13 protein-coding genes are annotated in these 18,566 nt (G+C 63.4%); 7 read left to right on the top strand and 6 right to left on the bottom strand.

The annotated features are described in order from the left end of the window. From RAE19_RS01400 to RAE19_RS01390, 3 genes are all read left to right on the top strand, one after another. On the top strand, positions 1 to 8,355 hold the full coding sequence (locus RAE19_RS01400) for a GH36-type glycosyl hydrolase domain-containing protein (protein WP_313873235.1): 8,355 nt from the start codon (positions 1 to 3) through the stop codon (positions 8,353 to 8,355). Positions 8,356 to 8,480: 125 nt separating this feature from the next. Next, the gene (locus tag RAE19_RS01395) at positions 8,481 to 8,705 is read left to right on the top strand and encodes a BON domain-containing protein (RefSeq protein ID WP_313876155.1); all 225 of its coding nucleotides are present in this window, start codon (positions 8,481 to 8,483) and stop codon (positions 8,703 to 8,705) included. Between the two features lie 23 nt (positions 8,706 to 8,728). Next, a complete protein-coding gene (locus RAE19_RS01390) occupies positions 8,729 to 9,436 on the top strand; it encodes an OmpA family protein (RefSeq protein WP_313873234.1) in 708 nt (235 codons plus the stop codon). A gap of 22 nt (positions 9,437 to 9,458) precedes the next feature. On the opposite strand, the gene RAE19_RS01385 is transcribed toward RAE19_RS01390, so the two are convergent. Next, positions 9,459 to 9,965 carry an Lrp/AsnC family transcriptional regulator gene (locus RAE19_RS01385; protein WP_430962501.1) on the bottom strand — a complete coding sequence of 169 codons (507 nt, stop codon included), beginning with the start codon at positions 9,963 to 9,965 and terminating at the stop codon, positions 9,459 to 9,461. Between the two features lie 108 nt (positions 9,966 to 10,073). Between RAE19_RS01385 and hppD the strand changes: the two genes are divergently transcribed. The 4 genes from hppD to phhA are packed head-to-tail and all read left to right on the top strand — an operon-like array spanning position 10,074 to position 13,927. Beyond that, a complete protein-coding gene (gene hppD / locus RAE19_RS01380) occupies positions 10,074 to 11,198 on the top strand; it encodes a 4-hydroxyphenylpyruvate dioxygenase (RefSeq protein WP_313873233.1) in 1,125 nt (374 codons plus the stop codon). A gap of 30 nt (positions 11,199 to 11,228) precedes the next feature. Beyond that, on the top strand, positions 11,229 to 11,774 hold the full coding sequence (locus RAE19_RS01375; RefSeq protein WP_313873232.1) for a VOC family protein: 546 nt from the start codon (positions 11,229 to 11,231) through the stop codon (positions 11,772 to 11,774). Further along, the gene (gene fahA, locus RAE19_RS01370; protein WP_313873231.1) at positions 11,771 to 13,051 is read left to right on the top strand and encodes a fumarylacetoacetase; all 1,281 of its coding nucleotides are present in this window, start codon (positions 11,771 to 11,773) and stop codon (positions 13,049 to 13,051) included. The genes RAE19_RS01375 and fahA overlap by 4 nt, the downstream gene beginning before the upstream one ends. Positions 13,052 to 13,063: 12 nt before the next feature. Next, positions 13,064 to 13,927, top strand: a complete 864-nt coding sequence (phhA, locus tag RAE19_RS01365; protein WP_313873230.1) for a phenylalanine 4-monooxygenase — start codon at positions 13,064 to 13,066, stop codon at positions 13,925 to 13,927. A 67-nt stretch (positions 13,928 to 13,994) separates the two neighbouring features. On the opposite strand, the gene RAE19_RS01360 is transcribed toward phhA, so the two are convergent. From RAE19_RS01360 to RAE19_RS01340, 5 genes are read right to left on the bottom strand one after another with little or no spacing between them, the layout of a single operon-like run. Then, positions 13,995 to 14,909: an alpha/beta hydrolase gene (locus RAE19_RS01360; protein ID WP_313873229.1), complete on the bottom strand. Its 915-nt coding sequence runs from the start codon at positions 14,907 to 14,909 to the stop codon at positions 13,995 to 13,997. After that, positions 14,899 to 15,675 (bottom strand): enoyl-CoA hydratase-related protein, encoded by a 777-nt coding sequence (locus tag RAE19_RS01355; protein ID WP_313873228.1) that lies wholly within the window; start codon positions 15,673 to 15,675, stop codon positions 14,899 to 14,901. The genes RAE19_RS01360 and RAE19_RS01355 overlap by 11 nt, the downstream gene beginning before the upstream one ends. Further along, a complete protein-coding gene (locus RAE19_RS01350) occupies positions 15,672 to 16,502 on the bottom strand; it encodes a crotonase/enoyl-CoA hydratase family protein (RefSeq protein WP_313873227.1) in 831 nt (276 codons plus the stop codon). The genes RAE19_RS01355 and RAE19_RS01350 overlap by 4 nt, the downstream gene beginning before the upstream one ends. An 8-nt stretch (positions 16,503 to 16,510) precedes the next feature. Next, positions 16,511 to 17,719 (bottom strand): 3-oxoadipyl-CoA thiolase, encoded by a 1,209-nt coding sequence (pcaF, locus tag RAE19_RS01345; RefSeq protein WP_313873226.1) that lies wholly within the window; start codon positions 17,717 to 17,719, stop codon positions 16,511 to 16,513. Beyond that, the gene (locus RAE19_RS01340; protein WP_313873225.1) at positions 17,719 to 18,561 is read right to left on the bottom strand and encodes an amidohydrolase family protein; all 843 of its coding nucleotides are present in this window, start codon (positions 18,559 to 18,561) and stop codon (positions 17,719 to 17,721) included. The genes pcaF and RAE19_RS01340 overlap by 1 nt, the downstream gene beginning before the upstream one ends. Positions 18,562 to 18,566: the final 5 nt, after the last annotated feature.

Raw genomic sequence — 18,566 nt, 5'->3', positions numbered from 1 at the left:
ATGCCGCCGGCCCGTTGGAACGAGGTACTGGAGCAGGTACCGGACGGCCTGTGGTCCGCACTCGGCTTGGATGCCGGCCCGCTGGACGCGCCGATCCGGTCCGAGGTGTTCGGGATGGAGCGCTTTGAGCGGCACGGCATCAGCCTTGGGCTGACCCACAAGGTCGTTAGGGAGCGCAGCCACCGGGAGAGTTTTACCCCCCGCTTGCAAGACAACATTCAACGCCTGCGCAGCGTAAATGCGTATATCGGCAGCCAAGCGCGCACCGGGTACGACATCAGCCCGGCTGCCGAATGGCTGTTGGAAAACTTCCATTTGCTGGAGGCCCAGTTCAAAGAGGTGGATGAGGGCCTGCCGTCCAACTATTTCAAGGGCCTGCCGGTACTGGTGCAGCCACCTCTGGCGGGCCTGCCGCGGGTCTACGGCGTGGCCTGGGCGTTTGTAGCGCACACCGATGGCGCATTCGATGAGTCCTTGCTGGTGCATTTTCTGAACGCCTATCAGCAGAGCTGCGAGCTGCGCTTGAGTGAGCTGTGGGCATTGCCCACCACCCTGCGCGTGGTGCTGATGGAGAACCTGCGGCGCTTGGCAGATCGGGTGGCGGCCAACAAGGCCGCACGCGAGTTGGCCAACCGCTGCTGTGATGACCTGGAGCACTACAGCATCAGCCTGCTGGGGGAGTTGGCAGCCCGTATGCGGCTGCGGGGTGTGGAGGGCGTGTTCTTGGCGCAAATGAGCCGGCGCCTGCAAACCACCCTGCCGGACAGCCGGGTGATGGTCAAAACCTGGCTGCAAACCATGTTGCCTCTCTTGCCCGCAGTGTTGCTGCAGCAGCGCGCAGAGCAAGCTGCCGACAACCTGAGTGTGAGCAACTCGGTGACCTCGCTGCGCACGATCGGGGATGCCGATTGGCCAGAAGTGGTGATGCGCACCAATGTGTGTACCCGCCTGCTGCTGGGCAATGCGGTGTTCCAGGCAGAGCACTCCATGACCCGCGAAACCACATTGCACGGCATTGAGCAGCTGGCTAAGCGCAGCGGCAAGCCCGAGGCCCATGTGACCGAGACCCTGCTCGATCTGATGGCAAAAGCGCCAGTCAGCGAGACGGGGACCCAGGTCCCGGCCTATTGGCTGGTCGGGGCGGGCGGCGGGGCCTTGCGGGTGGCACTGGGCTTGCCCGCGCACTTGCGGTTTGACGGGGCCCGTGTGCGCCGCGTCTGGGCCTTGCCCCTCTACCTGGGCGCCATTGGCCTGGCCACTGCAGCGCTGATGGCGTGGCTGGTGCTCTGGCACGGCGCGCCACGCGCGCTCGACTCCGCCTGGCTCCGTGTGGCGCTGTGGTTGTTGGTGATGGTGCCGGCCTCCGAGGCGATGGTGGCCTTGGTCAACCGCTTGGCCAGCGAGTCCTTGGAGCCACGGCGCCTGCCACGACTGGCATTCAAAGAGGGGCTGCCCGCTGAGCACCGGGTGGCGGTGGTGATCCCGTGCATGTTGGTCGATGCGCCGGGCATTGAGGCCTTGGCCCGCAGGCTCCATTTGCACTACCTGGCCAATCCGGAGCCTCTGGCCCAGTTTGTGTTGTTGACCGACCATCTGGACGCTGCCACCCCAACCACGCCCACCGACCCGGTGTTGCTGGCCCATGCGGTGCGCGCCCTCGAGGCTTTGAACCAGCGCTACCCAGTACCCGCCGAGGCAGACGCTGCACCGGGGCAGGCACTTGTGGCCCCGCGCTTTGCGCTGCTGCACCGCGAGCGGCGTTTCAGCCGGTCTGAAAACGCCTGGATCGGTTGGGAGCGTAAGCGCGGCAAGCTGGAGGCCCTGGTCGCCAGACTGACAGGAACTGGCCAAGGTGATTTTGTCGATTTGGGCACCCTGAGCCACGTGGTGCCCGGCACGCCCTATGTGGTCACGCTGGATGCGGACACCCAGCTGCCGCCCGGGCGATTGCGCTCGCTGGTGGGTATTGCGGCCCACCCCAGCAATCAGCCCATTTTTGACCCGGCGACCCACACCATCGTGAAGGGTTACGGGGTGCTGCAGCCTAGGGTGTCTGCACCTTTGCCGGGCGAACATGCACGCACCTTTTATCACTGGCTGTTTGCCGGGCAGTTCGGCATTGATACCTACAGCGCTACCAGCTCCGAGGTGTACCAGGATGTATTCGGGCAGGGCACTTTTACCGGCAAGGGCTTGTTCAATGTAGCGGCGGTGCACCAGGTGTTGAGCGGGCGGTTTCCCGATGGGCAGGTGCTGAGCCATGACTTGCTGGAGGGCGCTCTGGTGCGCTGCGCCACGGTTACCGATGTGACGGTGCTGGAAGACGGCCCGCACCACCCCGAAACGGCCAACGCCCGCATCCACCGCTGGACGCGGGGCGACTGGCAGTTGATTCCGTTCATGGTGCGCTATCGCCAGTACGGCATTTCATTTCTGAACCTGTGGAAGATGCTGGACAACCTGAGGCGCTCGCTGGTGGCACCGGCTTGCCTGGCACTCTTGTTGATGTCGGTCAGCGGCATCGGGCTGGAGCCGGTATTTGCCTTGCTATTGGTATTACTGGCCTATACCGCGGGTCCCTTCATCGGGGCGGTGGCTGGGTTGGTGCCGGGGCGACCCCATCTGGAGCTGCGCTACTTTTACGCCTGTGCCGGCGTCGACTTTGCGCGGGTGCTGGCGTTGGGGGTATGGCAATGCATGCAGTTGTTGCGCCAGAGTATGTTGGCCGTGGACGCCGTCTGGCGCTCGCTGTACCGCCTTGCCATCAGCAGGAGTGGTTTGCTGGAGTGGACCACGGCCGCCAGCGTGCAAGCCGGCAGCAGCACACGCCTGAGTGCCATGCTGCGAACCCATGCCGGTTTGGTGGTGTTGACACTGGCGGGTGCCGCAGCTTTGGCCCCGTGGATCACGCTGCCAGCCTGGGCTACAGCGTGGGCGGTCTTGTGGTTTTTGTCTCCGTTTGCTTTGTGGCTGGCCTGCCAGAGCCAGTGGAGCCGCCGCATCGACATGCCGGACGCCGCCGGAGTGGCCTACCTGCAAGGCGTGGCGCAAGACACCTGGCGCTTTTTTGAGCGCTGTGTGACGGTGCAAGACCATTGTTTGCCGCCCGACAACTTGCAGGTCCTGCCTTTTGAAATGCTGGCCCACCGCACCTCGCCGACCAATATCGGCCTGTACCTTTTGAGCTGCGCCTGCGCGGCACAGGCGGGCTGGATCAGCATGGCCGATCTGGCTACCCGCTTGAGAGCAACGCTGGACACGCTTGACAAGTTGCCCCGGCACGAGGGGCATTTTCTAAACTGGTACGACACCCAGACTTTGGCAGTGCTGCTGCCCGCTTATGTGTCCACCGTCGACAGCGGCAACCTGAGCGGTCACCTGCTCACCACCGCCCAGGCGTGTCTTGATTTTTGTACAGAGGGGCGCGACGGTGTGTCGGTGGCATGTGATGCACAAAGCGCCGAGCTTCAAGTGTTGGCCCGGCGCATGCAGGCCCTGGCGCTGGCGCCGGACTACCGGTTTTTGTACAGCACCCGCAGGCGTCTGTTTCATATCGGCTACCGGGTGCGTGAGCAAGAGCTGGACAACTCCTTTTATGACCTGTTGGCCTCCGAATCCCGGCTGACCAGTTTGCTGGCGATTGCCAAAGGCGATGTGGACGCCGCGCATTGGGGGGCTTTGGGGCGGATTGTTTGCCTTTATGGGGTACAGCCGGGGCTCAAATCGTGGTCCGGCTCGATGTTTGAGTACCTGATGCCGTCCCTGATGCTGGACGAGCCCCGGGGCAGCTTGTTGCAAAGTGCTTGCGAACACGCGGTAGGGGCACAACGCGCATTTGGCGAACAGCAGGGCGTGCCCTGGGGTGTGTCGGAGTCCGCCTATGCCGGGCGCGATAGCTCCATGGCGTATCAATATGCGCCGCAAGGGGTGCCGTCGCTGGCCCTGCGCAGGACGCCCCTGGATGAACTGGTGGTTGCGCCCTATGCCACCTTGATGGCCTTGATGGTGAGCCCGCATGCGGCCATCGCGAACTTGCAGCGCCTCGAAGGGCTGGGAATGCGGCGTGAGTGGGGCTTTATGGAGGCCTTGGACTACACGCCGGTGCGGCAAACTGGCGTGGAGCTTTTCACGCCGGTAGGTACTTTCATGGCCCACCACCAAGGGATGGCGCTGGCCTCATTGACCAACCTGTTGCACCGCGACATTGTCAAACGGTGGGGGATGGCCGATCCGCACATGGAGGCGGTCAGCAGCTTGCTGCATGAGCGGGTGCCCAAGGAGATACGCAAACCCACCGGACTGCCGCAGCCGGTGGTGGAACAGCGCTTGCAAACACGCCCACCGGGCCTGGTGCGGCAGCTGGTGCCGGGGCAGCACGCGGTGGAGCCGAGTCAACTGTTGTCCAACGGCCGCTACGGCACGGTGGTCCGCGCCAACGGGGCGGGCGCCAGCCATTGGGGCACGACGGCGATCAGCCGCTTTCGCGATGACGCGCTGCGCGACGCTTTTGGCCACTTTGTGTTTTGCCGCAAATTGGGGAGTGCGGGCTTGCCCCGGTATTCCATTACCCGCAGCCCGGCGCCGGACCCTGCGGCCGACTACCGCTGCAGCTTTCAGCCGGATCGAGCGATTTTTCATTGCACCACCCCGCGCTGGGAAAGCCGGATGACGGTCTGGGTGAGCCCGGAGGATGATATCGAGTTCCGGCAGGTGGAGCTGCACAACACGGGGGATGAGGTCTTGGAGCTGGAGCTGAGCTGCTGCTGGGAAGTGGCGCTCAACGCCCAAGGTGCCGATGAGGCGCACCCGGCGTTCTCCAAGCTGTTTGTGCACAGCGAGTGGCTCGTGGCGCAACGTGCGCTTTTGTTTCAGCGCAATCCACGGGTGCCCACCGAGCCCGCGGTGTGTGCGGTGCACTTTTTGGCGCACACCGATGCCACCGTGCTCTCGGTGCAGGCCTGTGCGGACCGGCAGGTTTGGTTGGGGCGCAACTGTAAACCGGGGCGGGACAGCGGCTGGTCGCAGGGCATGCGCCATGGTGAGGCGTATTTCCAGGGGGCAGGGCCGGGTAGCAGCGGTTTGGACCCGGTGGCAGCGCTGTCGGTGCGCATCCGGCTGGCGCCTTTTGCCAAAGCACAGTTGACCTTTGCAAGCGCGGCGGCGGCAGGCACGGCACTCTTGCACGCCCTAATCGACAAATACCAGCAAAGCAGCCATGTGCTGCGCGCATCGTCGATGTCGTCCACCTTGGCCGGTATCCGTTTGCGATCGCTACAGATCAGCCCGGATACATTGACTGCGATGCAGAGCATTACCACCGCTTTGCTGTTTGTGCTGAGCAAGCCTTCCGCTCTGCGCAGGGCGGCATTACCCATCCAGAGCAAGGTGTGTGACAAGCGCTTGCTGTGGCGAATCGGCTTGTCGGGCGACCGGCCGATTTTGTTGGTGTCGATATCGGTATTGCAAGGCTTGGGGCTGGTGCGCGCGCTCAGCCAGACCATGCGCATGTGGGCCTGGGCCGGAATCGGCTGCGACCTGGTGGTCTTGAATGCCGAGCTTGCCTCGTACCACCTGTCTTTGCAACGGGAGCTCACGGTGCTGTGTGACCGCTTGAACTCAGAGCACCCGAAAGAAGATGCAAACACCAGCATTGGCATGTGGGTGCTGCGGGATGATGCGGTCAGTGATGACGAGCGCAGCACGCTGCATGCGCTGGCCCGCATGTTTCTGGATGCGGATGGCCGGCCCTTGCTGCACCATGTGCAGGCGTGGTCTGCCAGCCATGACCTCGATGCCCAACAGCGTGCTACACACCCCAGGCGCGCGCCCGGTGCCGCAGCTAGTGCCTTGCCAGCAGCGGTGCGCGTGTCCACCGGCGCGTTTGCCGCCAACGGTGAAGCGTTCCGCTTTTTGGTGAGCCGGGAGTCGCGGCCCCTGCGGCCGTGGGTCAATGTCTTGGCCAACGACGCCTTTGGCACTGTGCTCAGCGAGGCCGGTGGCGGCTTCACCTGGGCCTGCAACAGCCGATTGAACCAGCTGACCCCGTGGTCCAACGACCCTGTTGCGGACCCGCCGGGCGAGTGGTTGTGGCTGCAGGATCTGGACGCATCACCCAAGGCGGTGTGGTCTTTGAGCCCGGACGCCTGGGCACTGCCTGGCGTGGAATACACCGTGAGCCACACCCAAGGCATGACCCGGATTCGCCACCGGCGGGGCTACCTAGAGGTGGAGGTGCTGTGGCTGGTCGATGTGGCCCGGCAACTAAAACAGGTGCAAGTGCTTGTGCACAACCAGGGGGCGGCGGACGTGCGCCTGCGCTGCACCGGGATGGTGGAGTGGGTGCTGGGTGCGGCCTTGCGCGACCGCATGTCCACCGCAAGTGCCGCCTACATTTCTGCCACCGAGGCGGTGCTCTTGTGCAGCCAGCGTGAGCAGGCAGCGGGCTTGGGCGGAGGCACGGCTTTTTGGGCGTGTTTGACCCCACACGAAAGCAGCTCGAAGGCGGGGCGGTTGCAGTGGACCACCGACCGACGGCGGTTTTTTGACTCCACCGGGGCTCTCTCGGTGCCTGACCTCATGGCCGGCGACGAAGGCACCAACGCACCCGAGGCGTCAGGCAGTGACCCGTGTGCTGCACTCTCGATCCCGCTGGATGTGCCGGCAGGCCAGAGCCGCAGTCACGTGTTTTTGATGGGCTACGCCGCTGATGCCGATGCCGCTTTGGCCTTGGCGCGTCAGGCGCTCACGGTGGTGCCGGCACATCGCATCCACGAGCTCAGCGCCCACTGGAATCGCCGCCTGGGCCAGATCACGATCACCACGCCTGACCCGTTGATGGACGCGCTGGTGAACCGCTGGTTGCTCTACCAGACCCTGGCGTGCCGCATGGCGGCGAAGGCCGGCTTTTACCAAGCGGGCGGGGCGACAGGTTTTCGCGATCAACTGCAAGACGCGATGGCGCTGGTGCAAACCGAGCCGGCCACTCTGCGAGCCCACATCAAGTTGTGTGCATCCCGCCAATTTGCGGCCGGGGATGTGCAGCACTGGTGGCATGACCCGGGTGGTGCGGGTGTGCGCACCCGCATGTCAGACGATCTGCTGTGGTTGCCGCAAGCCTTGACACGCTATGTGCAGGCCACGGGTGATCACACGGTGCTGGACGAGCAGGTGCCATTTCTCGAGGGGCCGCTGCTGGAGCCCGAGCAAGAGGACGCTTACTTTGCTCCACCTGCCACTGCAGGCACCGCCACGGTGTACGAGCACGCAGCCCTTGCCCTGGACCACAGCCTCCAGGTCGGTGCCCATGGTTTGCCATTGATCGGCACCGGCGATTGGAACGACGGCATGAACGCCGTGGGCCCACTGGGCAAAGGGGAGTCGGTGTGGTTGGCGTGGTTTTTGGTGCAATTGGTGCGCAACTGGGCTCCCGTGGCCAGAGCCAGGGGCGAGAAGGCGCGTGCGCAGCGCTGGGAGCTGGCGGCGGACGGCTGGCACGCGGCGCTGGCCGGCCCGGCTTGGGATGGCCAGTGGTATGCCCGCGCCTTTTTTGACGACGGCAGCCCTTTGGGTAGCCACACCTTGCAGGAGTGCCGAATCGACCTGATTGCGCAAGCCTGGGCAGTGCTCAGCCAAGCGGCGCCCCCGGAGCGCGCAGCACAGGCCATGCAGGCTGCGCACCACGAGTTGACGGACCCTGCGCTGGGCTTGATCAAGCTCTTGGCTCCGCCCTTGCAGCATCAGGTGCCCAGCGCGGGCTATATCCAGAGCTACCCGCCCGGAGTGCGCGAAAACGGGGGGCAGTACAGCCACGCGGGCGTGTGGGCGCTGATAGCGATGGCGCAGCTGCACCGGGAGGCGGGCAGTGACTTGCCTTACCGCTATTTTTGCGACCTCAGCCCGGCCCACCGGAGTGCTGACCCGGTGCGGGGGCCTGTCTATGGCTTGGAGCCCTATGCCATGGCCGGCGACGTCTACGGCGCGCCACCTTATGCAGGCCGGGGAGGGTGGAGTTGGTACACCGGCTCTGCGGCATGGATGTACCGGGCGGCCACCGAGTCGATTTTCGGGCTGGAGTTCGGGCCGCAGCGGCTGTGTTTCAGGCCCTGTTTTCCCGAGCACTGGGACCAAGCGCACATGCAACTGCGGTTGCCCGACTGTGTGTTGGAGGTGAGATTCGATAAGCCGCTAGTCGAAGAAACGCACATGGTGTCGGTGCGGCGTGTGACAACGCTGGCCGTTGGCGAATGGCTGAATTACGCGGCTTTGCGGGGCGTTCACCAGGTGGAGCTGCAGATGCCGGCGCACCGACAGTTCGATAGCGTACCGACATCCGGAGCCGTCAGAACTACTGTCTAGGTGTTCATTCACCGTTTAGGAGTTCTCCATGAAAAATTCAATGCGCATCCTTGTGACCGTTATCGCGCTGGCCTCTGGCCTCTGGCCTCTTGTCAGGTTGCGCAGTGCAGCGGGGGCAGGAAACGATGGGCGCCTATGTGGACGACGCCACGATCACCACCCAGGTGAAAAGCCGCTTTGTCGAAAGCAAAGAAGTGGACGCCGGCGCCATCAGCGTAGAGACCATGAAGGGCACCGTGATGCTCTCCGGCTTTGCGAAAAGCGTGCTTGAAAAGAACTCGGCAGAGCGCATTGCACGGGGTGTGAGCGGGGTTCGGGCGGTGAAGAACGAAGTGTCGGTGCGTCCTTGAACCACCGGTCTAAGGAGTAAGGTATGACGCACATCCAACAAGGTGCATTTCGCAGGGCCCCGCTGGTCGCGGGGCTGGCACTGGCGATGTCGTCCGGGCTTGGCTTGGCGCAGGCGCCAGATACCCGGGGGTACTTGCTGGACGGGGCTGGCAGCTTCGTGGGCAGTGCCACCCCCGGTCAGTGCTGGCGCAACGGGGCGTGGACGCCCGCATTGGCAGTAGCGCCCTGCGACGCGGTCATCATGGCCGCTGCGCCGGTCGTGGTGCCAGCACCAGCGCCTGCCCCTGTAGAGCCGGCACGGGCTGCGCCGCCGGCGGCTCCGGCTTTGATTCCGATGCCGGCGCAACGCCTGAACTTTTCGGCAGACGCGCTGTTTGGTTTCGATCAATCCGTTCTCGGACCGAATGGCACCGCGATGCTAGACGGCTTGGCCGTGGAGCTCAGTGGCAGCACGTTTGATGCTATCCACGTGCGGGGCTATACCGATCGCATTGGCAGCACGGCATACAACCAGAAGCTGTCATTGCGCCGCGCCACTGCAGTCAGCGACTACCTGGTGAGCAAGGGCGTGTCACCTGCGAGCATTCTGGCCTATGGTGAAGGCGAGTCCAACCCGCTGACAGCCTTGGCCGATTGCCCTGGTGGAAAGCGGGCGGCGTTGATTGCCTGCTTGCAGCGGGATCGCCGGGTCGAGGTTGACGTGCAAGGCACCAAGGCCGCAGTGCGTTAAGGCAGTCCGCGCACCGGAGGTCTTATGCCGAGCTGCGCTTTAAGTGGCCCAAGGGCAGCTCGGTGCTGCTTTTGATGCGCCCCAACACAATATTCGACCGGATGCTGCCGACCCCCTGAATCCTGGTCAGGCGGCGCAACACCTGCTCAGAGAGCACGCCCAGATCGGCAGCCACGATCTGCAGGATGTAGTCCGACTCACCCGCGACCGAGTAACACTCCAACACTTCGGGGAAGGCGGCAATCTCCCGCTCAAAAGCCAGTCCCTCATCACCGCTGTGCCGGGTGAGTGTCACGTAGCTGATCGCGCGAACGCCCAAGCCAATAGCCTGCGGCTCCAGCAGCGCCACATAGCGCCGGATGATGCCGGCCGCCTGCAGCCGCTGCACCCGCCGGCTGACTTGGGACGCCGACAAATGCACCTGCTCCCCGATTTGCTGGTGGGTGGCGTGCGAATCTCGCTGCAGTGCAGCAAGAAGGCTGATATCAAAGCTATCAAGCAACGAATCTTCGTCTTTAATCATCTTCATGCACAAATTATGCATGTGGCTGTGCGTAGTCCCGCTAATTTGCATACCCTTTGCAGGCAGGTTTGACCACAATTAACGCTTTCAAAACAGCGTTCGAGGAGCAGCACCATGACCACTACCAACACCAGCGGAGCTAGCGGAGATTTGTTCGAGAACCCGATGGGCCTGATGGGCTTCGAATTTGTGGAATTCGCTTCGCCCGTCGCGGGCGTGATCGAGCCGGTGTTTGAGCGCATGGGCTTCACGCTGGTTGCCAAGCACCGTTCCAAAGACGTGGTGCTGTACCGCCAGGGCGATATCAATTTCATCGTTAACCGCGAGCCCAAGAGCGTGGCCGGTTACTTTGCCGCTGAGCACGGCCCCAGCGCCTGCGGCATGGCATTCCGCGTGAAAGACTCGCACCACGCCTACAACCGAGCGCTCGAACTGGGTGCCCAGCCCGTAGAGCTGCGCCCCGGCCCCATGGAGCTGAACCTGCCTGCCATCAAAGGCATTGGCGGCGCGCCTTTGTATCTGATCGACCGCTTTGAAGACGGCAAGTCGATTTACGACATCGACTTTGAATTCATCGAGGGCGTGGACCGTCACCCGGTGGGCCATGGCTTGAAGTTGATCGACCACCTGACCCACAACGTCTACCGCGGCCGCATGGCTTTTTGGGCCGACTTTTACGAGCGCCTTTTCAACTTCCGCGAGATTCGTTACTTCGACATCAAAGGCGAGTACACCGGTCTGACCTCCAAGGCCATGACCGCGCCGGACGGCAAGATCCGCATCCCCTTGAACGAAGAGTCCCGCCAGGGCGGCGGCCAGATCGAGGAATACCTGATGCAGTTCAACGGCGAGGGCATTCAGCACATCGCGCTGATTTGTGACGACCTGGTGAGCACCGTGGACAAGCTGGCCATGGCGGGTGTGCCCTTGATGACCGCGCCCAACGATGTGTACTACGAAATGCTGGAAGGCCGCCTGCCCGGGCACGGTCAGCCCGTGGCAGAGTTGCAGAGCCGCGGTATCTTGCTGGATGGCAGCACGGACGCTACCGAAGGGGCTTCCGGTTCTGGTCAACCGCGCCTGCTGCTGCAAATCTTTTCGCAAACCCAGCTCGGCCCGGTGTTTTTTGAGTTCATCCAGCGCCGAGGCGATGAGGGCTTTGGCGAAGGCAACTTCAAGGCCTTGTTTGAATCGCTGGAGCGCGACCAGATGCGCCGTGGCGCACTCGAAGTGGCATAAGTTATACAGCACGCGACCCGAGGAGACCCCATGAAAATAGAACGCATCCACCACGTGGCCTACCGCTGCAAAGACGCCAAAGAAACCGTGCTCTGGTACCAGAAGATGCTGCACATGGACTTTGTGCTGGCCATCGCCGAAGACCTGGTGCCCAGCACCAAAGCGCCAGACCCTTATATGCACGTCTTTTTGGACGCAGGGCAGGGCAATGTGCTGGCTTTCTTTGAGTTGCCCACCCAACCCCCTATGGGCCGCGACCCCAACACGCCTGCCTGGGTGCAGCACATCGCCTTCAAGGTGAAAGACAGGGCAGAGCTGCTGGAGTTCAAAGCCCACCTCGAAGCCCAAGGCGTGGATGTGTTGGGCGTGACCGACCACGGCATGTTCCACAGCATTTACTTCTTTGACCCCAACGGCCACCGGCTGGAGCTGTCTTGCCCGGACCCCGACGAACAGGCCAAGCTGGCGCAAATGGACAAGGTGAAATGGGCCATGTTGGAGGAGTGGAGCGTGACCAAGCGCGCGCCCAAACACGCCGCCTTTTTGCATGCCAACGAATTTGGAGCGAAAGCATGAGCGCAGTGCCCCAAGGCTTGGACGCCACCCACGCACCCGACACGCAAAGCTGGGTCGAGTCTGCCAATGCGCCGGGCACCGACTTCCCGATCCAGAACCTGCCCTTCGGCCGCTTCCGCCACAACGAGTTGGAGCCTTGGCAAATCGGCGTGGCCATTGGCGACCGCGTGTTGGACCTGCACGCCACCGGCCTGATCGACCACAACGACATGCACCGCCTGATGGCCGCACCGGTGGCGCAGCGCCGCGCTTTGCGACTGGCCATCTGGGAAGGCCTGCGCGAGGGCTCGGCCCTGCAAAAAGTCTGGGCCGATGCTCTCCTGCGCCAGACCGAAGTCGAGCTGGGCTTGCCCTGCGAGGTGGGCGACTACACCGACTTCTACACCGGCATCCACCACGCCACCACGGTGGGCAAGCTCTTCCGCCCCGATAACCCACTGCTGCCCAACTACAAGTGGGTACCCATCGGCTACCACGGGCGGGCCAGCAGCATCGGCGCGAGCGGCCAGCAGTTTCATCGCCCCATGGGCCAAACTCTCAAGCCGGGTGCCACGGTACCGGATTTCGGGCCCAGTGCGCGGATCGACTATGAGCTTGAACTCGGGGTTTGGGTCGGCATGGGTAATGCTTTAGGCGCTCCTGTTTCTATAGCGGATGCAGAAGAGCACGTCTTCGGCCTCACGCTGCTAAACGACTGGAGCGCACGCGATGTGCAGGCTTGGGAATACCAACCCCTGGGCCCCTTTCTGGCCAAAAACTTCGCCACCACCGTGTCGCCCTGGTTGGTGACCATGGAAGCGCTGGCTCCGTTTCGCGCGCCCTTTGTGCGAGATGCGGCCGACCCGCAGCCGCTGCCGTATCTGGACGGCGAGGCCAACCGCGCACAGGGCGCGCTGGATGTGCAACTCGAAGTCTGGCTGCAAACGCCCGCCATGCGCGCCGCTGGCGACGCTGGAGTGCGTCTCTCACAGTCCAACATGCGGGACGCGTACTGGACGCTGGCGCAGCTGGTCGCCCACCACACGGTCAACGGTTGCAACCTGCGCGCGGGTGACCTGCTGGGCACCGGCACCTTGTCCGGCCCGGCGCCAGAGCAGGGCGGCTCACTCTTGGAGCTGACCCAGGGTGGCAAGCAGCCCATCACCTTGCCCAACGGCGAAGTACGCACTTTTTTGCAAGATGGCGACACGATCATCCTGCGTGGTGCCTGCGAGGCTGCGGGTGCGCGGCGTATCGGCTTTGGCGATTGCCGGGGCACCTTGCTGGCGGTGCGTTAAGAGGGGTGGCCGGTGGACGACTACACCATCCCCCAACACTGGGCGCACTACAGCGCCGCAGACCACGCGGTCTGGAAGACGCTGTTTGAGCGCCAGACCGCTTTACTACCCCAACTGGCCTGCCGCGAGTTTGTGGAAGGCATGCACGCCTTGCCCTTGAGTGCAGACGCCATTCCCGACTTTGCCGCGCTCAACGAAGTGTTGATGCCCGGCACCGGCTGGCAGGTGGTGGCCGTGCCGGGTCTGGTGCCGGACGAGGTGTTTTTTAATCACCTGGCGAACCGGCGCTTTCCGAGCGGCAACTTCATCCGTGGTGCTGACCAGCTGGACTACCTGCAAGAGCCCGACGTGTTCCACGACGTGTTCGGCCATGTGCCTATGCTGATGCACCCGGTCATGGCGGACTTCATCCAGCTCTATGGCCAAGCCGGCCTGCGCGCCCAGCGCATCGGCAAACTCACCGAGTTGGCGCGGGTGTATTGGTACACGGTGGAGTTCGGTCTGGTCAAAGAACAGGTGCAGGGCGCAAGCGGCGCTGAGGAGGCTTTGCGCATCTACGGTGCAGGCATTGCCTCGTCATTCACCGAAAGTGGCTTCGCGGTGCAAAGCCCATCGCCCCACCGCATCGGCTTTGAGTTGGAGCGCGTCATGCGCACCCGCTATCGGATTGACGATTTCCAAGAGTGCTACTTCGTACTCGACAGCCTGAGCGACTTGCTCGACCTGGCCCGCATCGACTTTGACCCGGTGTACGAGCGGCTCAACAGCGGCCCAACCTATGCGCCGGGCGAGGTGCTGCTAAGCGACAAGGTGTTTCAGCGCGGGGATGGCGGCTACGCCCGCAGCCACAAGCCAGTTTCGGCCTGCGTTGAATGAATCAGATGGATTTTTAAGCCGAATCAGCCTCTAGCCCCTATTCTATATGCGCAGGTAGCTATTGAATTTATAGCGAGATGGCGCCTTGCATGAAGCGAATCAGTGGCTCCGAGAGGGAGGTGTCTGCGGTGCCGATGGCGTATAGCTCTGACATATGGCTGTGCCCATCCAGCCTGTGCACCGGGGTGGGTTTGCCGGCGCGTTGCAGGGCAGCCCCTAACTGGTGGGCCTGTTGTACAAAATCCGGCGGGTCGAGTTCTGCATAACCAATCCACAGGGGCACAGCCGATTTCAGCAGGCCGGGCACGGCTGAGCGCTCGCTGTAGCGGGTCGCATCGGCCCCGAAATAGGCCTTGAGTGGCGGGTTGTGCTCCGCAGTCACCGGGTCGAACAGGCCGGACAACAAAACTGCAGCCCGCACCCCGACTCCAACTTGTTGATGGAACTCTGGCATGGCCACATACTGGGCCACATGGGCTGCTCCGGCGGAGTGCCCCATGAGTACAAGGGGGCCGCCAAGCCGGTTGCTCAAAGCAGGGGCTGTGCGCAAGTGCTGGATGGCGGCTTGAATATCGCGCTGCGCGCAGGGCCAGCCGTGCTCTGGCGCAAGCCGGTACGACATGTTGACCCCCACCATCCCGTGGCGCGCTGCCCAAAGACCCATGTTGTCGTGAAACGTGCCGTCGCCAATACGCCGGTCACCCCGCATAAAGGCGCCGCCATGCACAAATAGCAAGACAGGCAGCGGCCCGGTGCCAGTAAGCGGCGTAAAAATGTCTAGCCGGTTCCGGGCATCGGGTCCGTAGGGCACGTCACGCTCAATCCGGACGTCCTGCGGCACCGTTTTGGAGTGCAGGGGCGCAAACAGCACCTCGGTGGGCTGCGGTGCGACGACCGGCCCCATGGCTTGGAGCGCGGCCTGTATTGCGGCGGGCAACTGTGCGGGAATGTGCGTCGGGGCGAATGTGAGGTCAGTGGTCATGGTGTGCAAATACCGCAGGGCGCTTTTCAAGGCGCGCGCGAATGCCCTCTGTCTTGTCAGGGGTGGCAAACAATAACTGAAACGATTTGCGCTCCCACGCCAAGCCTTGGGCCAGGGGAAGATTCATACCTTCCAGCACGGCCTCTTTGATGAATTTCAAGGCTTGCACCGGCAGGCTGGCCAAGTGGGTGGCGAGCTCTATGGCACGCTGCTCCACCTCGGCGTCAGGCACGACTTCACTGGCCAAGCCCATAGCCAAGGCCTCGGTGGCCGTGAAGGGCTCTCCGCTAAGCAAAATTTTCATGGCGGCAAACTTGCCCACTGCCCGGGTGAGCCGCTGGGTGGCACCGCCACCGGGCATGATGCCGATTTTGATTTCCGGTTGGCCGAAGCGGGCGCCTTGGCCGGCAATGATGATGTCGGCGTGCATGGCCAGCTCGCAGCCACCGCCAAGGGCATGGCCACGTACCGCGGCGATCACCGGCTTGCTGCACCCGCTGATGGCACCCCAGAGCTGGTCCATCTGCCTGGCCAGGATGTCGGTAGGGGTGGCGTCTACATATTCCTGCAAGTCGGCACCCGCGCAAAAGGCCCGCTCACTCCCGCCAATCACAATCGCATGGACCCCTGGGTCTCGGTCGAGTGCGTGAAAGGCATCTGCCAGTGCCTGCCGCAGGGCCAGGTTCAGTGCGTTGAGTACCTCCGGTCGGTGCAGACGCAGCAGCACCACACCGGGTGTTGCGTTTTCACGGAGCAAGGGGCTCATGTAGGGGTACCCGGTTGTGATGCGCCGTCGTTACCGAAGACCGGGGCGCGTTTTTCAAAAAATGCAGATACGGCCTCTGCGTGGTCTGCGGTGTGGTGCGCCATGCCCTGAAATTGGCCTGCAGAGTCCAGCGCCTGGTCGAGGGTGCTGTCGCGCCCCTCTTGGAGTAATTGCTTAGTCCAGCGCAATACCTGCGGCGGGTTGGCGGCAATCCGCTGGCCAAGGGCCATGGCGGCCTCCAGCAGTTGGCCGGCAGGCACAACCTGGCTTACCAGTCCAATGCGCAGCGCCTCGGCCGCATCGATAGTGTCGCCGGTCAGGGCCAGTTCGGCCGCTTTGGACCAGCCGACCACCCGTGGCAGCAACCAGCAGCCACCGTCTCCCGGGACGATGCCGACTTTCACGAAGCTCTCTGCAAAGCGCGCGGTGTCTGCGGCAATCCGGATGTCGCACATGCAAGCCAGATCGTTGCCCGCACCTATGGCCGCACCATTGACCGCGGCAATGATGGGCACTTGCAGGGTTTGAAACGCCCGCGGTATGCGCTGAATACCCGCCCGGTAATTGGCAGCAATTTGTGCGGGCGAGCCACCGAACATGCCGGTGCGGTCGCGCATTTCCGCCACATTGCCCCCAGAGCAAAAGGCACTGCCCGCGCCGGTCAGCACGGCAGCGCGAATCGAGAGGTCGGCGTTCATCTCTGCAAACAGCTGCTCGAAGGCTGCAAACATCTCCTCACCACTCAAGGCGTTGCGGGTGTCGGGGCGGTTCAGGGTGAGCAGGGCCAGATGGCCATGGCGGGTGAATTGAATAGGGTCTGTGCTCATGGTTGCTTTCAAACGCGTTCAATAGCCAGTGCAATGCCTTGGCCCACGCCGATACACATGGTCACCAGTGCCCGGCGACCACCGGTGCGCTTCAGTTGTAGCGCTGCTGTCAGCGTCAGCCGCACCCCCGACATGCCCAGCGGATGGCCATAGGCGATGGCACCGCCATGCGGATTGATGTGCTCTGCGTCGTCGGGCAAGCCGAGGCTGCGCAATACGGCCAGGCCCTGTGCCGCAAAGGCTTCGTTGAGTTCAATCACATCAAAATCAGTGATCTGCAAGCCGGTCTGGGCCAGCAATTTTTGAACTGCGGGTACCGGCCCGATCCCCATCACGCGTGGGAGCACGCCTGCAGTGGCGAAGCCGGTGATGCGGGCCAAGGGCTGCAGGCCATGGCGCGCCACCCCTGCTTCGCCGGCGAGCAGGAGCGCTGCTGCACCATCGTTCACCCCGGACGCATTGCCTGCGGTGACGCTGCCACCTTCCCGGAATGCCGGTTTGAGGCGGGCAAGACTCTCCAGGGTGGTGTCTGCACGCGGGTGCTCGTCTTCGGTGATCTGCAGGGTTGTGCCGCGCTTGCTGCCGGGCACGATGACCGGGATGATTTCTTGCCCCAGTACGCCACTGCGTTGGGCCGCTGCTGCGCGTTGTTGGCTGCGCAGGGCAAAGGCGTCTTGGTCGGCACGGCTGATGCCGTGTTCCTCGGCCACGTTTTCTGCGGTCTCGCCCATGGAGTCGATGCCATAGAGGCGTTGCATTGCGGGGTTAACGAAGCGCCAGCCGATGGTGGAGTCGTAAATCTCTGCCTGCCGCGAAAACGCGCTGGTGGCTTTGGGCATGACCATAGGGGCGCGGCTCATGCTCTCGACCCCGCCCGCGATGGCCAGATCCAGCTGGCCGCACCCGATGCCGCGGGCTGCGCTGGCAACCGCCTCCAGGCCGGAGCCGCACAGGCGGTTGACAGTGGCAGCTGCCACCGTGGGCGGCAGGCCTGCGAGCAGGGCGCTCATGCGGGCCACGTTGCGGTTGTCTTCGCCGGCTTGGTTGACGCAGCCGTAGTACACCTCTTCCAACTGTGCCCAATCCAGCCCGGGGTGACGCGCCATCAGCGCCTGCAGGGGGAGTGCCCCCAGATCGTCGGTGCGGATGCCCGAGAGCCCACCACCGTAGCGGCCAATGGGGGTGCGAACCCCATCACACAGGTAGGCGTGCGCCATCACAGCCCCAGCACCCGTTCAGCGTTGCCGTGCATGATTTTTTCCATCACCTCGGGCTTGTAGCCGAGCTCGGCCCACTCGCGCAAGATGCGCTCGTAAGGGAGGCTGGGGTAGTCGCTGCCGAACATGATTTTGTCTTGCAGGCGGCCGCGAATATCGACTTTGAGGTTGCCCGGAAAGTGCTTGGGTGCCCAGCCCGACATTTCCCAGTACACATTGCCCTTGTGCAGCGCAACGGCGGTGGTTTCCTCCACCCACGGCCAGCCGGGGTGGGCCATGATGATCTTCAGGTTCGGGAAATCTGCCGCCAGGTCGTCGATGGCGGACGGGTGTGCGTGGTTGATGCGCGCGCCGTGTCCCCCGGGCATACCGGCACCCATGCCGGTGGTGCCCACATCGATCATCACCGCAGCGCCCAGGCCGTTGATGACCTCAAAGAGGTCGTAGTGGCGCCGGTCGTTCACTGCAAAGTGCTGCATGATCGGGTGAAAGTGAAAGCCCACAAAGCCCAGCTCTTTCACCGCTTTTTCGACTTGGCGTATCGCGATTTCGCCCTTGGCAGGCTCCACGGCTCCCCAGCACTGGATCACCCGTTGCGGATGGCGCTTCCACATGCCGTGCACATACTCATTGGTGCAGGGCGGGGTGGCCACGGTGGTTTCCAGATCCAGTGCCACCAGGCAGGCCTCGACGCCGGCGCTGGTGAACTCGGCAATGACGTCGTCTTCCGACTTGGCAACCCAGTCGCGTTTCCAGTAGGTGGCCAGGGCTTCCGGGTAGGGGCCCTGGGCATCAATCCAGGTTTGGGTGCCGGGGTAGCAGTGCAGATCGATAATTCTCATGGTTG

The organism is Rhodoferax potami (assembly GCF_032193805.1).
In the GTDB taxonomy this organism is placed as follows: Bacteria; Pseudomonadota; Gammaproteobacteria; order Burkholderiales; family Burkholderiaceae_C; genus Allorhodoferax; species Allorhodoferax potami_A.
Note: the sequence above shows the minus strand (reverse complement) of the source record. Positions and strands in the feature narration are given on the sequence as shown.

Coding starts and splice junctions, on each gene's coding strand:
- RAE19_RS01400 (WP_313873235.1), top strand. CDS start 1: ATGCCGCCGGCCCGTTGGAACGAGGTACTGGAGCAGGTACCGGACGGC.
- RAE19_RS01395 (WP_313876155.1), top strand. CDS start 8,481: ATGGGCGCCTATGTGGACGACGCCACGATCACCACCCAGGTGAAAAGC.
- RAE19_RS01390 (WP_313873234.1), top strand. CDS start 8,729: ATGACGCACATCCAACAAGGTGCATTTCGCAGGGCCCCGCTGGTCGCG.
- RAE19_RS01385 (WP_430962501.1), bottom strand. CDS start 9,965: ATGAAGATGATTAAAGACGAAGATTCGTTGCTTGATAGCTTTGATATC.
- hppD (WP_313873233.1), top strand. CDS start 10,074: ATGACCACTACCAACACCAGCGGAGCTAGCGGAGATTTGTTCGAGAAC.
- RAE19_RS01375 (WP_313873232.1), top strand. CDS start 11,229: ATGAAAATAGAACGCATCCACCACGTGGCCTACCGCTGCAAAGACGCC.
- fahA (WP_313873231.1), top strand. CDS start 11,771: ATGAGCGCAGTGCCCCAAGGCTTGGACGCCACCCACGCACCCGACACG.
- RAE19_RS01360 (WP_313873229.1), bottom strand. CDS start 14,909: ATGACCACTGACCTCACATTCGCCCCGACGCACATTCCCGCACAGTTG.
- RAE19_RS01355 (WP_313873228.1), bottom strand. CDS start 15,675: ATGAGCCCCTTGCTCCGTGAAAACGCAACACCCGGTGTGGTGCTGCTG.
- RAE19_RS01350 (WP_313873227.1), bottom strand. CDS start 16,502: ATGAGCACAGACCCTATTCAATTCACCCGCCATGGCCATCTGGCCCTG.
- pcaF (WP_313873226.1), bottom strand. CDS start 17,719: ATGGCGCACGCCTACCTGTGTGATGGGGTTCGCACCCCCATTGGCCGC.
- RAE19_RS01340 (WP_313873225.1), bottom strand. CDS start 18,561: ATGAGAATTATCGATCTGCACTGCTACCCCGGCACCCAAACCTGGATT.